The organism is Phaeovulum sp. W22_SRMD_FR3 (assembly GCF_052113705.1).
Lineage (GTDB): Bacteria > Pseudomonadota > Alphaproteobacteria > Rhodobacterales > Rhodobacteraceae > JBGQOG01.
Genome location: NZ_JBGQOG010000031.1, coordinates 1 through 15,329, shown reverse-complemented (window position 1 = coordinate 15,329; position 15,329 = coordinate 1). Strand labels below are relative to the sequence as shown.

General features: G+C 64.8%; 18 protein-coding genes. 13 read left to right on the top strand and 5 right to left on the bottom strand.

The window, feature by feature from the left end; translation table 11 throughout:
• The first annotated feature begins 2 nt into the window (after positions 1–2).
• Positions 3–1,328, top strand: coding sequence for a chromate efflux transporter (gene chrA / locus ACEN2S_RS21900; RefSeq protein WP_441870503.1), 1,326 nt, complete (start codon positions 3–5; stop codon positions 1,326–1,328).
• Here chrA and ACEN2S_RS21895 read toward each other — a convergent pair.
• The 4 genes from ACEN2S_RS21895 to ccmI are packed head-to-tail and all read right to left on the bottom strand — an operon-like array spanning position 1,321 to position 3,802.
• Positions 1,321–1,758 (bottom strand): YqaA family protein, encoded by a 438-nt coding sequence (locus ACEN2S_RS21895; protein WP_441870501.1) that lies wholly within the window; start codon positions 1,756–1,758, stop codon positions 1,321–1,323. The genes chrA and ACEN2S_RS21895 overlap by 8 nt on opposite strands.
• Before the next feature lie 6 nt (positions 1,759–1,764).
• The gene (locus ACEN2S_RS21890; RefSeq protein ID WP_441870499.1) at positions 1,765–2,031 is read right to left on the bottom strand and encodes a DUF1289 domain-containing protein; all 267 of its coding nucleotides are present in this window, start codon (positions 2,029–2,031) and stop codon (positions 1,765–1,767) included.
• A complete protein-coding gene (gene ruvX / locus ACEN2S_RS21885; RefSeq protein WP_441870497.1) occupies positions 2,028–2,504 on the bottom strand; it encodes a Holliday junction resolvase RuvX in 477 nt (158 codons plus the stop codon). Before ruvX ends, ACEN2S_RS21890 begins: the two co-directional genes overlap by 4 nt.
• Positions 2,501–3,802 carry a c-type cytochrome biogenesis protein CcmI gene (ccmI, locus tag ACEN2S_RS21880; RefSeq protein WP_441870495.1) on the bottom strand — a complete coding sequence of 434 codons (1,302 nt, stop codon included), beginning with the start codon at positions 3,800–3,802 and terminating at the stop codon, positions 2,501–2,503. Before ccmI ends, ruvX begins: the two co-directional genes overlap by 4 nt.
• Before the next feature lie 272 nt (positions 3,803–4,074).
• On the opposite strand from ccmI, the gene ACEN2S_RS21875 reads away from it, so the two are divergent.
• From ACEN2S_RS21875 to rarD, 12 genes are all read left to right on the top strand, one after another.
• Positions 4,075–5,322, top strand: a complete 1,248-nt coding sequence (locus ACEN2S_RS21875; protein ID WP_441870493.1) for a sarcosine oxidase subunit beta family protein — start codon at positions 4,075–4,077, stop codon at positions 5,320–5,322.
• 17 nt (positions 5,323–5,339) lie between these two features.
• The gene (locus ACEN2S_RS21870) at positions 5,340–5,846 is read left to right on the top strand and encodes a hypothetical protein (RefSeq protein ID WP_441870491.1); all 507 of its coding nucleotides are present in this window, start codon (positions 5,340–5,342) and stop codon (positions 5,844–5,846) included.
• Between the two features lie 110 nt (positions 5,847–5,956).
• Entirely contained in the window at positions 5,957–6,118 is a 162-nt protein-coding gene (locus ACEN2S_RS21865; protein ID WP_441870489.1) for a hypothetical protein, read from the top strand.
• A 45-nt stretch (positions 6,119–6,163) separates the two neighbouring features.
• On the top strand, positions 6,164–6,487 hold the full coding sequence (locus ACEN2S_RS21860; RefSeq protein WP_441870487.1) for a sarcosine oxidase subunit delta: 324 nt from the start codon (positions 6,164–6,166) through the stop codon (positions 6,485–6,487).
• On the top strand, positions 6,484–9,471 hold the full coding sequence (locus ACEN2S_RS21855; protein WP_441870485.1) for a sarcosine oxidase subunit alpha family protein: 2,988 nt from the start codon (positions 6,484–6,486) through the stop codon (positions 9,469–9,471). The genes ACEN2S_RS21860 and ACEN2S_RS21855 overlap by 4 nt, the downstream gene beginning before the upstream one ends.
• Entirely contained in the window at positions 9,464–10,024 is a 561-nt protein-coding gene (locus ACEN2S_RS21850) for a sarcosine oxidase subunit gamma (protein WP_441870483.1), read from the top strand. The genes ACEN2S_RS21855 and ACEN2S_RS21850 overlap by 8 nt, the downstream gene beginning before the upstream one ends.
• Before the next feature lie 80 nt (positions 10,025–10,104).
• On the top strand, positions 10,105–10,497 hold the full coding sequence (locus tag ACEN2S_RS21845; protein WP_441870481.1) for a hypothetical protein: 393 nt from the start codon (positions 10,105–10,107) through the stop codon (positions 10,495–10,497).
• 14 nt (positions 10,498–10,511) lie between these two features.
• Entirely contained in the window at positions 10,512–10,916 is a 405-nt protein-coding gene (locus ACEN2S_RS21840) for a hypothetical protein (RefSeq protein ID WP_441870479.1), read from the top strand.
• 164 nt (positions 10,917–11,080) lie between these two features.
• Positions 11,081–11,500: a hypothetical protein gene (locus ACEN2S_RS21835; protein WP_441870477.1), complete on the top strand. Its 420-nt coding sequence runs from the start codon at positions 11,081–11,083 to the stop codon at positions 11,498–11,500.
• Positions 11,501–11,627: 127 nt separating this feature from the next.
• Entirely contained in the window at positions 11,628–12,227 is a 600-nt protein-coding gene (locus ACEN2S_RS21830; RefSeq protein WP_441870475.1) for a superoxide dismutase, read from the top strand.
• Between the two features lie 298 nt (positions 12,228–12,525).
• Positions 12,526–13,389 carry an SHOCT domain-containing protein gene (locus ACEN2S_RS21825; RefSeq protein WP_441870473.1) on the top strand — a complete coding sequence of 288 codons (864 nt, stop codon included), beginning with the start codon at positions 12,526–12,528 and terminating at the stop codon, positions 13,387–13,389.
• Positions 13,390–13,799: 410 nt separating this feature from the next.
• On the top strand, positions 13,800–14,711 hold the full coding sequence (rarD, locus tag ACEN2S_RS21820; protein WP_441870471.1) for an EamA family transporter RarD: 912 nt from the start codon (positions 13,800–13,802) through the stop codon (positions 14,709–14,711).
• 27 nt (positions 14,712–14,738) lie between these two features.
• Here the strand turns inward: rarD and ACEN2S_RS21815 are convergent, their stop codons facing one another.
• Entirely contained in the window at positions 14,739–15,203 is a 465-nt protein-coding gene (locus tag ACEN2S_RS21815) for a TIGR00730 family Rossman fold protein (RefSeq protein WP_441870539.1), read from the bottom strand.
• Between the last annotated feature and the right edge of the window lie 126 nt (positions 15,204–15,329).

Sequence of the window (15,329 nt, the reverse complement as noted above, 5' to 3'; positions counted from 1 at the left end):
TCATGCCCCCCGCCGCCCCCGGACTTGCCGAAGCAACATGGGTCTGGGCGCGGATCGCGGCGCTGTCGTTCGGCGGGCCTGCCGGGCAGATCGCGGTGATGCACCGGATTCTCGTCGAGGAGAAACGCTGGATCGGTGAAGCCCGGTTTTTGCAGGCGCTGAATTTCTGCATGCTTTTGCCGGGGCCGGAGGCGCAGCAGCTGGCCACCTATATCGGCTGGCTGTTGCATGGGGTGCGCGGCGGCCTGATCGCGGGGTGCCTTTTCGTGCTGCCGGGGATGCTCGCCATCATGGGCCTGAGCGTGCTTTACGCGCTGCATGCGGATCTGAATTGGGTGGCGGGGCTGTTCTTTGGCCTGAAGGCCGCGGTGCTCGCCGTGGTGGTGCAGGCGGTGGTGCGCATCGGCAGCCGGGCTTTGCGCAATGGCGTGATGCGGGCGGTTGCCGCCCTGGCCTTTGTGGCGATTTTCGCGGCTTCGGTGCCGTTTCCGCTGATCGTGCTCGGGGCGGGCGCGCTGGGCTATCTCGCGTCGCGCGCGGGCAGCACGGCTTTCGCGGGCGGCGGGCATGGCGGCTCTGGCGCGGGTCTGGCCGAGGCCGACAGCTATCTCGGCACCCTTGGTCCGCTGGGGTCCGACGCGTTGCGCGGGGCGCGCCGCGCGGGCGGGGTGGCGCTCTGCCTCTGGCTTGTGCCGGTGGCGGCGCTCTGGGCGGCGGGGCCGTCGGTTTATGCCGATATTGCGGTATTTTTCAGCAAGATGGCGGTAGTGACTTTTGGTGGCGCCTATGCGGTGTTGGCCTATGTTGCGCAAGAGGCGGTGACGGTGCGGCACTGGCTGGCGCCGGGCGAGATGCTTGACGGGCTGGGGCTGGCCGAGACGACGCCGGGGCCGCTGATCATGGTCACGCAATTCGTGGGCTTCATGGGCGGCTTTCGCGCGGGCGGGCTGTGGGCCGGGGTGCTGGCGGGGCTCCTGACCACCTGGGTCACCTTTGCGCCCTGTTTTGCCTGGATTTTCCTCGGCGCGCCCTGGATGGAGCGGTTGCGGCATCACCGCGGGCTGGCGGCGGCCTTGGCGGCGGTGACGGCGGCGGTGGTGGGGGTGATTGCCAATCTGGCGCTGTGGTTCGCGCTGCATTTCCTCTTCACCGGAACGCAACTGGTCTGGGGGATCGAGCTGCCCATGCCCGGCACGCTGAACCCGGCGGCGGCGGCACTGTCGCTGATGGCGCTGGGCATGGTCTTCGGGCTGCGCTGGGGCGTGATGCGGGTGCTGGCACTTTCGGCGCTGGCGGGAATGGTTTTGCGGCTGACGGGGCTCAGCTGACCCCCAAAACGGCGGCGGTCAGCACCAGATAGCGCCCGGTTTTCGCCAGTGTCACCAGCGCCAGAAACACCCAGAACGGTTCGCGCAACACCCCCGCCATCACCGTCAGCGGATCGCCCACCACTGGCACCCAGGCCAGAAGCAGCGACCATTTCCCCCAGCGCCGGTACCAGCCCTCGGCCCGCGCCAGCGCCGCAGGGCTGGCCGGAAACCAGCGCCGGTCGCGGTAGCGGGTGATGCCGCGCCCCAGCCCCCAGTTGATGACCGAGCCGAGGATGTTGCCGACACTCGCCACCGTCACCACCGCCAGCGGCGCGTGACCGCCGAGCAGCATCGCCGCCAGCGCCGCCTCGGATTGCATCGGCAGGATCGTTGCCGCGATCAGCGCCGCCGCAAAGAGCGCGGCATAAAGCGCGAGATCGGTCAGCATGGGGCGTCAGACGCGGCCGTCATGCCCGCCGCGCCGCTTGCGCAGGCGGGGCGCGCGGGCGGCAAGGGTCAGCATCACCGCGCGCCGCTCGGCCTGCGACATCAGCGACCAGCGGCCGATCTCATCGCGGGTGCGCAGGCAGCCGACACAGATCCCCTCAACGGGGTGCAACGCACAGAGCTTGACGCAGGGGCTTTCCACCTCGTCGCGCTTCCAGAGGTCATCGGTATCGCCGGGGCCAGGCCGCCGGGGTTTGCCGGTTTCCGCGTTCATTGCTGCCTCGCAAGATGCGCCAGCCGATCCAGCGCTCCTTGCAGGATATACCCGGCGGCAACATGGTCGATCACCTCGGCGCGACGCTTTCGAGACGTATCCGCCTCCAGCAGCGCCCGTTCGGCGGCCACGGTCGACAGACGTTCATCCCAGAAGGTGATCGGCAGCGGGGTGAGTTTCTCCAGATTGCGCGCGAAAGCCCGGGTGGACTGGCAGCGCGGCCCCTCGGAGCCGTCCATGTTGAAGGGCAGCCCCAGGACGATGCCGCGGATCTCCCGCGCATCGGTGATTTTCAGCAGTGCCGCGACATCCAGCGTGAATTTCTCGCGCCGGATGGTCGAGAGCGGCGTCGCCACATGGCGGAAACTGTCCGAAACGGCAACGCCGATGGTCTTGGTGCCAAGATCCAGCCCCGCCAGCGCGCCGAAGGCCGGCAAAGCGGCGGCGAATTCTTCCATCGTTGCGCAGATCATTCCGCCACTCCTGCTTGTTCGGCGGCGGCTTTCAGCGCGGCCAAGGCCTCATCCTGTCCGGCAAAACTGCCCTGCGCCTCGGCATAGATCGCGCGTGCCCGCTCTGTCTCGCCCAGAACCCCCAGCGCGCCGATCAGCCGCGCCCATTCCTCCGGGCTGCCACCGCTGGTCGCCAGCCGGTCCGAGAGCCCCTCGACCATGGACCGGATCATCGCCTGACGGTCCTCGGCGCTCATCGCGGCGGCGTTGTTCACATCCTCCGACGAGGGGCCGGGCAAATCCGCCGCAGGGGCGCCCAATGGCTGCAGTTCGAAATTCGCATCCCCCGCCAGCCAGGCCAGATCCTCGATCCCGGCGCGGATCGGGCCGATCCAGGGCGCATCGGCGGGCCCCTCTTTCAACAGCGCATTCCACAGGGTGAAGGCGCGGTCGGGGCGGCCATTCTGCGCCATCATCAGCCCGACATAATAGCGCGCGGTGCCATTGGCGCGATCGCGGGCCAGCGCCTCGCCCAGAACCTGCTCGGCCTCCGGCGTGACGAGGCCGCCCGAGGCGAGGATCATCAGATCCGCCTGATCGGCATAATCCTGCGCCCTGGCCCCTTCCGGCGTCGCGGCTTTGGCGGCGACCAGATCGCGCTGCGCCTCCCAGGCGGCGCGGTAATTGCCCAAGGCCGCCTCGTTATGCGCGAGGAGTTTGAGCCCCTCCGGATCGCCCGGATGACCGGCCACGGCCGCGCGCAATTTTTCCATCAATTCCAGATATTTCGGGTCTGCGGCGGGCAGGGCAGGGCGGTTGCGTGCGGCCTCGGCCTCTGCGGTCGTCTGATCGGGGCGGGAATTGTAAATCTCATCCGCCAAGGCCAGACGGCCCTGCATCGGCTGATCGTCATAGCCCGGCGCACCCAGCCAGACATAGAGCCCGACCGACCCCGCCAGCAGCACAACGCCCACCGCAATCCCGCCCCAGCGCGCGGCAGCGGGCAGGGGGGTGGCGGCCCCGGCGGTCTGGATCTTGCGGTCGGTTTCCAGCACGCGGCGCGAGATTTCCAGCCGCAGCCGGTTGGCCTCGGCCCCGTCGATCACGCCGCGCGCCGCATCACGCGCCACCTCGGCCAGCTGGTCGCGGTAGACCTGCATGTCATAGGCGGCGGGATCACTGCTGACCTCGGCGGCGCTGCTGGTGGCGCGGCCGGTCGCCCCCCCCGCAGCCCCCCGGCCCCGGGCGGTCCAAAGCGTCACGCCCAAGGGCAGCGCGACAAGGGCGGCCAGTGCCGCGGCAGAGATCCAGAACAGCATGTTTCCTCCTGCAATCCGCTTCATTTAGGGGCAAGCGGGGCCGCGCGAAAGCCCCAAGCGCCCCACGGCACGAGATGTCGCAGGCATGATGTCGCGTTTTTTCCCCATTGTGCCGCTTGAAGCGGGGTGACGGGCCTTGGCGCAGGCCATGTGTAATGCGACAGATCAGAGGGTCGCCGGGATTCGGTGCCGCTCACCCCGACCAGACGCCGTGCCGAACCAGACCTCAGATTCCAGACCCCAAAAGGCCCAGACCACAGAAGGAAGCCCCGATGAAACGTTATTCGGTTTTTGCCGTCGCCCGCGAGGCCTTGCGGCATCACACGGGCTGGGAAAAGGCCTGGGCCTCGCCGCAGCCGAAAAAACGCTATGACGTGGTGATCATCGGCGCGGGCGGCCATGGCCTCGCCACCGCCTATTACCTCGGCAAGAACCACGGCATCACCAATGTGGCGGTGATCGAAAAGGGCTGGCTCGGCGGCGGCAATACCGGGCGCAACACCACGATCATCCGCTCGAACTATCTGCAGGACCCTTCGGCGGCGATCTATGAAAAGGCGCGCAGCCTCTATGAAGATCTGAGCCAGGACCTGAACTATAACGTCATGTTCTCGCCGCGCGGCCTCCTGATGCTGGCGCAGACCGAGCATGAGATCCGCGGCTACAAACGCACCGTTTACGCCAATAACCTGCAAGGCGTTGAGACCGAGTGGATCAGCCGCGAGCAGGTCAAGGAACTGGTGCCGATCATGAACATCGACGGGCCGCGCTATCCGGTCCTCGGCGCGCTTTACCAAAAACGCGGCGGCACCGCGCGGCATGATGCGGTGGCATGGGGCTATGCCCGGGCCTGCTCGGCGATGGGGATGGACATCATCCAGCAATGCGAAGTCACCGGCATCCGCAATGTGAACGGCCGCGTGCAGGGCGTGGACACCACCAAGGGCGCCATTGACTGCGGCAAGCTCGCAATCGTCGTTGCGGGCCACAGCTCGGTCATGGCGGAAAAGGCGGGCTTCCGCCTGCCGATCGAAAGCCTCGCGCTGCAGGCCCTCGTCTCCGAGCCGATCAAGCCCTGCATGGATGTGGTGGTGATGGCCAACACCGTCCACGGCTATATGTCGCAATCGGACAAGGGCGAGATGGTGATCGGCGGCGGCACCGACGGGTTCAACAACTACACCCAGCGCGGCTCCTGGCAGCATGTCGAGGAAACCGTCCGCGCGTTGATCGAAACCTTCCCGATGATCAGCCGCCTGAAAATGCTGCGCCAATGGGGCGGTATCGTTGACATGACCGGCGACCGCTCGCCGATCCTGTCGACCACCCCGGTCGAGAACATCTTCGTCAACTGCGGCTGGGGCACCGGCGGCTTCAAGGCGATCCCCGGCTCTGGCTGGGCCATGGCGGAACTGGTGGCCAAGGGCCAGCCCGGCCCGCTGGCGAAAGACTTCGGCCTCAACCGCTTCAAAGAGGGCCGCTTCATCGACGAAAGCGTCGCCGCCGGGGTGGCGCATTGATGGGGGACGCGCGCGCTATGCTCCGCAAGACGGGTCTCACCGGCGTGATGCTGGTGGCGACGGTCTTGCCTGCGACGGCACAGGAGTTTAGATTTTTGCCGATGGTGGGTGATTACATGATCGCTCGATCTGCACAGGACAAGCTGTGCATTGCGTCGCTCAGCACCAAATCCGTCAATGGTACCCCGGCTAATCTTTCCTACTATCAGCTCGAAGGCGATCCGCTTGGGATGATTTATATGGGATTGAAACCCGATGTGCCGGCCAAACCGGCGCAGGACAGAATCTCGGTGCAGATCGATGGCGTGGAGCAGTTGTTTGGGAACATCGCGTTTGATCCGACTGGAAAATTTGAGCTGCCGGTGAAATCGGAGGCCGAGTTCAGTGGTTTGATCGAGGCGATGGACCACGGCAAGCAATTGGTCCTGCTTTTTGATAAGCGGCAAGATGCGATACAGCTGGATCTGCTCGCGTTTCAAGAAATGCGGGCGGGGCTTGTCGCCTGCCTGAAAGGGGTCAGCTGAATGATCCGCAACGTTTTACAGGGCTCCCGTTCCCGCCACATCCGCCCCGGGAACCATAACTCTTCCGCCCAAGTTATCCCCCTGAACATATCATTTCAGGAGCCTTTCACATGGCGGAAGCAAACAGCAACAACACGGCAATGGGGTTCATTCTGGGCGCCGTCGTCGTCGTCCTCGGTGGTCTCATCTGGTACATGGCCACAGACGGCAACATGTTCGGCCATGAAAACAAAGCCGAAATCACCATCGACCTGCCCAACGCAGGCAACTAACCCGGCGCGCATCCCCCTCATGGCGCGCCTGACGGAGTGCGCGCCATGCTGACCCTGACTTGCCCCTATTGCGGGGTGAAAGCCGATGAAACCGAACTCAGCCCCGGCGGCGAAGCGCATCTGAAACGCTTCGGCCCCGGCTCGAGCGATGGCGATTTCGAGGCCTATATGTTCGCGCGCGCCAACACCAAGGGCGTGCATTTCGAACGCTGGCGGCATGCCTATGGCTGCGGCAAATGGTTCCTGGCCGCCCGCTGCACCGCCACTTTGGAAGTGTTCGGCACCTATGCCGCGCAAACCACCGAACCCACCCCTGAAATCATCTCCGCCGTTCTGGCGAAACGTCCCGGCTGGGAGGGTCTGAAATGAGCACGCGTCTCAGCAAGGGCGGTCGTCTGATCGACCGCACGAAATCCCTGAACTTCTCTTTCAACGGCAAGAAACTGCGCGGCTTTGCGGGCGATACGCTCGCCTCGGCCATGCTTGGCGCCGATCAGATGCTGATGGGCCGCAGCTTCAAATACCACCGCCCGCGCGGCGTGGTCGCCTCGGGTGCCGAAGAGCCGAACGCGCTTGTCGGTCTCGGTTCCGGCGCACGGTTTGAACCCAACCAGCGCGTCACCACCACCGAGCTTTTCGAGGGTGCGGAAACCGCCAGCCAGAACCACTGGCCGAGCCTTGAGTTCGACATTGGCGCGATCAACAACAAACTGGCCCGCTTTCTGCCCGCCGGTTTCTACTACAAGACCTTCATGTTCCCGCGTTTCGCCTGGAAACATCTCTTTGAACCGGTCATCCGCAACTCGGCCGGTCTGGGCAAAGTGCCGACCACGGGCGACGCTGACCGCTACGAACAGGCCTATGGCTTTGCCGATGTGGTCGTGGTCGGCGGCGGTGTCGCCGGTCTGACCTCGGCACTGGCGGCGGGCCGCGCGGGCAAGCGCGTCCTGGTGCTTGAGCAGACCGCGACTTTCGGCGGCCGCGCGGTGGTTGATGCTGCCTCGGATGGCGCGCTGATCGACGGGATCCCGGTCGAGGAATGGGTGAAGAACGCGGTCGAAGCGCTTGAGGGCATGGAGAATGTCACCCTGCGCACGCGCTGCATGGCCGCCGGTCTGCACGACCATGGCCATCTGATTGCCTATGAGCGTCTGGGCGATCACCGCCCGAATGACGGCCTGCCGCGTCACCGCCTCTGGCGTTTGCGCGCCGGTGTGACCGTGACGGCGACGGGCGCAATCGAGCGTCCGCTGTCCTTCGCGGGCAATGACATTCCGGGCGTGATGCTGGCCGGTGCGGTGCGCGACTATGTGGTCAACTGGGCGGTCTCGCCCGGCGACCGTACAGTGATCGTGACCAATAACGACGACGCCTATCGCACGGCGCTGGTGCTGCTCGATGCCGGTCTCGTGGTTTCGGCGGTGGTCGATGCGCGCGCTCAGGCAACGGGCGCGCTGCCCGAGGCGGTGCGTGCGCGTGGCGTGCGCGTGCTCGAAGGCCGGGGCATCTCCAAGGTGCAGGGCGGCAAGCGGGTGACCGGTGTGGCGATCTGTGCGCAGGCGGGCGAAGGCTCGGTGCTGGAAACCATTCCCTGCGACGCGGTGGCGATGTCGGGCGGATGGTCGCCGGTGGTCCACCTCTGGTCGCATTGCGGCGGCAAACTCCTCTGGGATGAGACCTATTCGATGTTCCGCCCCGATCCGGCCCGGCCGCCTTTGGGCGATCAGGGGCAGGGGATGGCGGTGGCCGTGGGCGCCGCCAATGGCGCGCTCGGCTTTGCCGACTGCCTGGCGGATGCGCATGGCAGCGCGGAAGGCGCCGCGCCGCAGGGCACCGCCCCGGCCGAGGCGCCGATGGCCGCCGTCTGGGTGATGCCGCAGGGTGCGGGCGCTGCGCTGAAATCGAAAATGTGGCTCGATTATCAGAACGACGTGAAGGTCTCGGATGTGCAACTCGCCGCGCGCGAGGGCTATGAATCGGTCGAGCATACCAAGCGTTACACCACGCTCGGCATGGCGACAGATCAGGGTAAACTCAGCAACATCAACGGCTTGGCGGTGCTTTCGGATGCTTTGGGTCAACCGATCCCGGCCACCGGCACCACCACTTTCCGCCCGCCCTATACGCCGATCAGCTTGGGCGCGATTGCGGGTGAAGCACGGGGCGAGATCTTCCAGCCCCTGCGCCGCACGCCGATCCACGAATGGCATGACGCGAATGGCGTGGACTGGGAGCCGGTCGGCCTCTGGCGCCGCCCCTATACCTATCTGCGCGCGGGCGAGAGCAAGCACGAGGCGGTGCGGCGCGAGGTGAAGAACACCCGCACGGCGCTGGGTCTTCTCGATGCCTCGACGCTGGGCAAGATCCTGGTCAAAGGCCCGGATGCGGGCAAGTTCCTCGACCTCATGTACACCAACATGATGTCGACGTTGCCGGTGGGCAAATGCCGCTACGGGCTGATGTGCAACGACAACGGCTTTCTGATGGACGATGGCGTGGTCGTGCGCCTGTCTGAGGACAGCTGGCTGTGCCACACCACCTCGGGCGGCGCGGACCGCATTCACGGTCATATGGAAGACTGGCTGCAATGCGAATGGTGGGATTTCAAAGTCTATACCGCCAACCTGACCGAGCAGTTTGCGCAGGTGGCCGTGGTCGGCCCGAATGCCCGCAAGCTTCTGGAAAAGCTGGGCGGCATGGATGTCTCGAAAGAGGCACTTCCCTTCATGACCTACAAGGAAGGCGAACTCGGCGGCTTCCGCGCCCGGGTGTTCCGCATCTCCTTCTCGGGCGAGCTGAGCTATGAGGTGGCGGTGCCCGCCTCGGAAGGTCTGGCCTTCTGGGAGGCCTGTGTGGCGGCGGGGGCCGAGTTTGGCCTGATGCCCTATGGCACCGAGGGTCTGCATGTGCTCCGCGCCGAAAAGGGCTTCATCATGATCGGCGACGAGACCGACGGCACCGTGATCCCGCAGGATCTGGGTCTCGGCTGGGCGATCTCGAAGAAGAAGGCAGATTACCTCGGCAAGCGGGCGCAGGAACGCAGCCATATGGCTGACCCCGAGCGCTGGCAGCTGGTGGGGCTTGAGACGCTGGACGGCTCGGTGCTGCCCGATGGCGTCTATGCGGTGGCCGAGGGCTATAATGCCAATGGCCAGCGTCTGGTGCAGGGTCGCGTCACCTCGACCTATTTCTCGCCCACTTTGGGCAAGGGGATTGCGATGGGGCTGGTGAAACACGGGCCCGCGCGGATGGGCGAGGTGCTGGACTTCCCGGGCGATGCCGGGGTGGTGCACAGGGCGCGCATCGTCGATCAGGTCTTCTATGACAAAGCCGGGGAGAAAAACGATGTCTAAGGCAGTCAGCGCCCTGAACGGGCAAAGCTATGACGGGTTTGTCCGGGTGGCAGAAGCGGGTCTGAACGGCATGATCACCCTGCGCGGCGATCTCGGCTCGGCGGCATTCGCGGCGGCGATGCTCTCGGCCACCGGCTGCGCGGTGCCCGCCCAGCGGCAGCTGGTGACGGCGGGGGGCAAATCTGCCCTCTGGATGTCGCCGGATGAATTGCTGCTGCTGGTGCCCTATGCCGAAGCCGCGCCGACCGTGGCGGCACTTGAGGTCGCATTGGCGGGCGAGCATGCGCTGGTGGCCGATGTCTCGGATGCCCGCGCGCTCTTCCGGGTGACCGGGGCGAAAGCCACCGAGGCTTTGTGCAAGCTTTGCCCGGTGGATTTCGCCATGATGGTGCCGGGTGAGGTCCGCCGGACCCGTGCGGCGCAGGTGCCTGCGGCGCTCTGGCACTCGGGGGAGGCGGAATGGAGCCTGATCTGTTTCCGCTCGGTCGCGGGCTATGTGATGGGCCTGTTGACCGCCTCGGCGCAAAAGGGATCGGAAGTGATTCCGGCTTGACCCGCGCGGTGTGATCTTTTCAATAGAGCCAGTTATTCAATTGGCTCTATTGGAGAAAATACTTGGTCCTGAAATATGTATTGGGCGGTGCCCTGTTGGCATCTGCCTGTTTTGTGCAGGGCGTTGCCGCCAAAGAATTCAAATGTGACTTTGTTGAAAAAGGCTCAACCGGCTGGGTGCCGAAAGTCGTTTATCTGAGCGACGAGGCGGGCGAGATCCTTGTTTTCGATCCGATCATCAAGCATTTTATCGGCGAGCCGGTGACCGGCCGCATTCAGCGCGAGAACAAGCGTGTGGTGTCCTATGAGTGGACGTTGGATCAAACCACCAATTCGGGTGGTCAATATGTCACCGCGTTTGATTACCGCATTCTGATGCAGAAAAGCAGCGCCAAGGCGACGTTGACCGCGGTGCCGCTGGGCTACGACAGCACCTATCATGCGGATGGAACCTGCGCGGAGCTAAAAGGGTGAGGCGGGTTCTCGCGATGGCCCTTGTCGCGATCTGCGCGGCACAGGCGGCGTTTGCGCGCGATACCGTTTACGACTGCACCTTCAAACCCGGTCCGCGGGACTACTGGATCCCGTCGACGCTGACCATTACCGATCCGGGGCCGGGATCGCACCCCATGGTCTGGGACGAGATGATCGAGAAAGCCGTGGGACGTCCCGTGGTGGCCGAGGTGAAAGTCAACAAGTCCCGCCGGAGCTATGCCTGGGAATTCGGGCCGGTGGATGTGTCTTTCATCCCGGGGGGCGCCGGTGTGAGGGTGAGTGAGATTTATTACACGCTGGTCTTTCTGCCCGGGTCCAACGTCGTGCTCAGGGCCTATCTCGGAAGCATGAGAAACCACACCCCGCATCTTTTCGGGAGCTGCACCGTGCAGCAATGAACCAGGACCTTCGCGCGGGAAATGTAGATCGACTCCCGTTTCGTCCGGGTTGGAAAATGCGGTCACAGCATCTTTTCCCGGGCGATCCTTCCCCCCGGCTGTTCCGCCCGAAGCTACGTTCAATGATGGCCGTTTTCAAAGCCAGAATACGAAAGACAAACCATATGAAAATCAGCTTTCTGGCCGCATCCGCTTGGCTCATGGGGGCCGCTGTTGCCCAAGCAAATGTCTATATTTGCACCTTCAAGCCCGGCCCGCGTGATCACTGGATGCCGACAACGGTGACCATCACCGATCCGGGTGCCGGTCCCCTGCCAACCGTCTGGGATGATATGATTGAGAAAGAGGTCGGACGTCCGATCATTGCCGAGGCGAAGGTGACGCAAGCCCGCCGCTCTTATGCCTGGGAACTGGGGCCCGTGGATACGTCTGCCCTCATGCAGGGGCAATTTTATCCGACCGGCAAGATATTCTATACACTGTTCATCCGTGCCAATAATCAGGCGACGCTGTCACAGGGCACGCCCGGATATGGCGGATTGACGGATAATCAGCTTTTTGGCGCCTGTTCGCAGCAGCCCTGATCGGCCGGACGGCGCGGGGGTGAAACCACCCCCGCACCGCCCCTTGTGCACCACAGCCCCTTGACCTCCGGAACTCACGCTCTTCTATAGGCGTTAGACAAAGACACCCCGCGAAAGGATATTTCCGATGGCTTTTGAACTTCCCGATCTTCCCTATGCTCATGATGCGCTGGCATCGCTCGGCATGTCGAAAGAGACGATGGAATATCACCACGACATCCACCACAAGGCCTATGTCGACAACGGCAACAAGCTGATCGCCGGCACCGAGTGGGAGGGCAAGTCCCTCGAAGAAATCGTCAAGGGCACCTATGTGTCGGGCGCCGTGGCGCAATCGGGCATTTTCAACAATGCCAGCCAGCATTGGAACCACGCGCAGTTCTGGGAAATGATGGGGCCCTCGGGTAAGACCATCCCGACCGAGCTGGAAAAGGCGCTGGTCGAATCGTTCGGTTCGGTGGCGAAATTCAAGGAAGACTTCGCCGCAGCAGGCGCGGGCCAGTTCGGCTCGGGCTGGGCTTGGCTGGTGAAAGACGCCGACGGCGCGCTGAAGGTCACCAAGACCGAAAATGGCGTCAACCCGCTCTGCTTTGGCCAGACCGCGCTCTTGGGTTGCGACGTGTGGGAGCATTCCTATTACATCGACTTCCGCAACAAACGCCCGGCCTACCTGACCAACTTCCTCGACAAGCTGGTCAACTGGGAAAACGTCGCCGGGCGCCTCTGAGCTGCCGCGCGACGCCGAAACAAAGGCCCGGGGGGAAACCTCCGGGCCTTTTGCGCTGAGGGGAAGGGGGGCGACGCCACGCCCTGCGATTTTGCTGCAGATGCGAATGTGGCTGTTCGGCGCGGCGGCCAGAGGCCATACTGGCCGCAACCGGGGGGCGCTTTGCGCTTTTCCGACGCGCCCAAAGCCCATGCCAGCCTTACCCCATCATCCCTGCACCCCATCATCCACACACCCCATCGTCCCCGCACCCAAACGTCCCCGACCCGATTGTCCTAGCCGGAACTGGAGCCTGCCCATGCTGAACCTGACCCCGGAGGGGAGCCGGATCGTGGCCGATATCGCCGGACGCTACGGCGTCTCGGTCAACGCGGTTGAGACCTTGCTGGCGGCGGTTTCGGCGGGCAATGGCATGCAGGCGCAGTTCAATCACCCCGAGTTGGGCGGCATGGGGCAATGGTCCTCGGGCGGGATGACCATGGTGGGGGATATGTTCAACAACGGGCTGAAGGCGACGGTGGCCGGGCTCTGCGCTGAGCTGTCCTATGCGTTGGGCGGAGGGGCGGCGATCTTCATGCCGCTGGCGTCGGGCCAGAGCGGCGGTGGGTTCGGCACTGGGTTCGGCGGCTTTTCCCAAAGCGCCTGGCCTGCGGAACTGGGTCAGCCCGCGTCCAGCGGCGGGCAGAACAACATGCGCTACGCGGTCTTTCCCGACAGCCGCCGTCTGGCCATCGACACCGGCGGCCGGATCGAGATTTTTGACACCGGCGATCACTGGATCTCCGGCGTGTCGCAGCAGCAGGGCGGCGATCAGTCGCTGAGCTTCACCAGCCAATATGGCACTGTGCGGGTGCATGACCTGCCGCGCGTGCAGGCCGATGCACCGCTGGCATCGCCCGCCGATGTGTCGCAGTTTGCGCGTGCAGCCGTTGACCCTGCACCTCTTGACCCTGCGCCGATGGCCGCAGCAGAGCCGGTTTTCGTGCCGCAGCTTGAGGTGCCCTTTGACATGCCACAGGCGAGATATGCCTCGGCCCCCGCCGCGCCCGGGCCCGAGACGGTGCTGGGGCTGATCCGGCAACTGGCCGAACTGCGCGACGCGGGCATCCTGACCGAGGATGAATTCGCGGCGAAAAAGGCCGAATTGCTGGCCCGTTTGTAACTGACCGCCCCGGCACAAGCCCGGATTGTGGTCTGTCCGATGGCGTCCGGCCGGGGCAGGGCTGCCCCCGTGCCGCCGGACCCTGCGGCGGTGGCCTCCGCCCGGGCCGCCGAACTTCATGCCGCCGGATCTCGTGCCGCCGGATCCGGTCCCGCCGTGCCCCTCTCCTCCGGACCTTAACTGCCGCCTCCGAGCTGTCGGACCCGAGCTGCCAGACCCGGTGGAACCCGGGGCGATTGTGCCGCCGCCGCCCTGGTGGTGCCTGCGTCCTGTCTTGTGGCGGCCTGCGCCGCCGCTTAGGGTCCGCGCAGCCCTGATGCGGGGGCGGGTGCGGCGGGCCGTGCGGCGGCGATGCCGGGGTGCTGCGCCGCGGCGCAGCACATCAAGGCAAAGTCCAAAGGAGCGACAGGATGTCTGAGGCGGCAAAAGGGTTCTGGGCGATGGTGCTGGCCTCGACCATCTGGGGGATTTCCTCGCTCTATTACAAAGCTCTGTCGATGGTGCCGCCGCTGGAGATACTGGCGCATCGCACAATCTGGACGCTGGTGTTCTTCGGACTGATTCTGGCCGCGCAGGGCCGTCTTGGTGCGCTTGGCCAGGCGTTGCGGGGGCGGCAGGCACGCTGGCTGGTGTTTGCGGCAGTGATGGTGTCGATGAACTGGTTCATCTTCATCCGGGCCGTGCAGCAGGGGCAGGCGGTCGAAGCCAGTCTTGGCTATTACATCTTTCCCTTGCTGCTGGTGGTGGTCGGGGCGGTCTTCTTCCGCGAGAAAGTCGGCGTGCTCAAATGTCTTGCGGTGGGGCTGGCGACGCTGGCGGTGCTGGTGCTGACCTGGGGCCTGGGTGCCGCGCCCTGGATCGCGCTGATTCTGGCCACGTCATTCGGGCTTTATGGCGTGGTGAAGCGGCAGGTGGCGGCGGGACCAGTGGTCTCGGTCGCTGCCGAAGTGTTGCTGCTGTCGCCCTTTGCGCTGGCCTATCTGGTGGCGACACACAGCGGGCATCTGCCCGCCTTTCTGCACGACGGCCAGATCGGGGGCTATTTCGGCTCGAGCCTGCCGATCAGCATCGAGCTGGCCTTTTCCGGCCTGCTGACCGGCGGCCCGCTGATCCTGTTCTCTTATGCCGCGCGGCGGGTGGCTCTGGGCACGGTGGGGCTGGTGCAATATGTCAATCCAACGCTGCAATTTCTCTGTGCAACGCTGGTCTTTCATGAACCGGTGACGCCCTGGCATATTCTGGCCCTCGGGCTGATCTGGCTGGGGCTGGCGCTCTATTCCTATGCCAGCCTGCGGCGCGTGCCGCCCGCGGTGCCGGTCTAGGCCGATCCGTCAGGCGGCTGGATGGCCTCAGCCAAAGGCCAGACCAAGCGCCGCCTCAAGCGCCGCCACATCGGGCACCGAAGTCAGAAAGTCGTGCAGGCTGGCATCGGCAAAGCCTTCGCGCACGATCTGGTCGATCATGGCGAGCAAGGGATCCCAATAGCCTTCGGTGTTCAGCAGGAAGATCGGTTTTTGATGCAGGTCGAGCTGGCGCCAGGTCAGCACCTCGAACAGCTCATCCAGCGAGCCCGCGCCGCCGGGCAGTACCACGATCGCATCGGCATTCATGAACATGACCTTCTTGCGCTCATGCATGGTCTCGGTGATGACGAAAGTGGTCACATCGCGCTTGCCGACCTCGCGCTGAAAGAGATGCACCGGGATGACGCCAAACACCGGGGCATCGGCCTCTTGGGCGGCGCGGGCCACTTCGCCCATCAGCCCGACATCGCCCGCGCCATACACCAGCCGCCAGCCGCGCCGCGCCAGCAGCGCGCCGGTGTCGGGGGGGGGGGGGGGGGGGGGGGGAAGAGAGAAAAGGGGAAAAAAAAAAAAAAAAAAAAAAAAAAGCCTGGAGGGTGGGTGGGGTGGGTGGGAAAAAGGCGGGGGTGTTGTTTT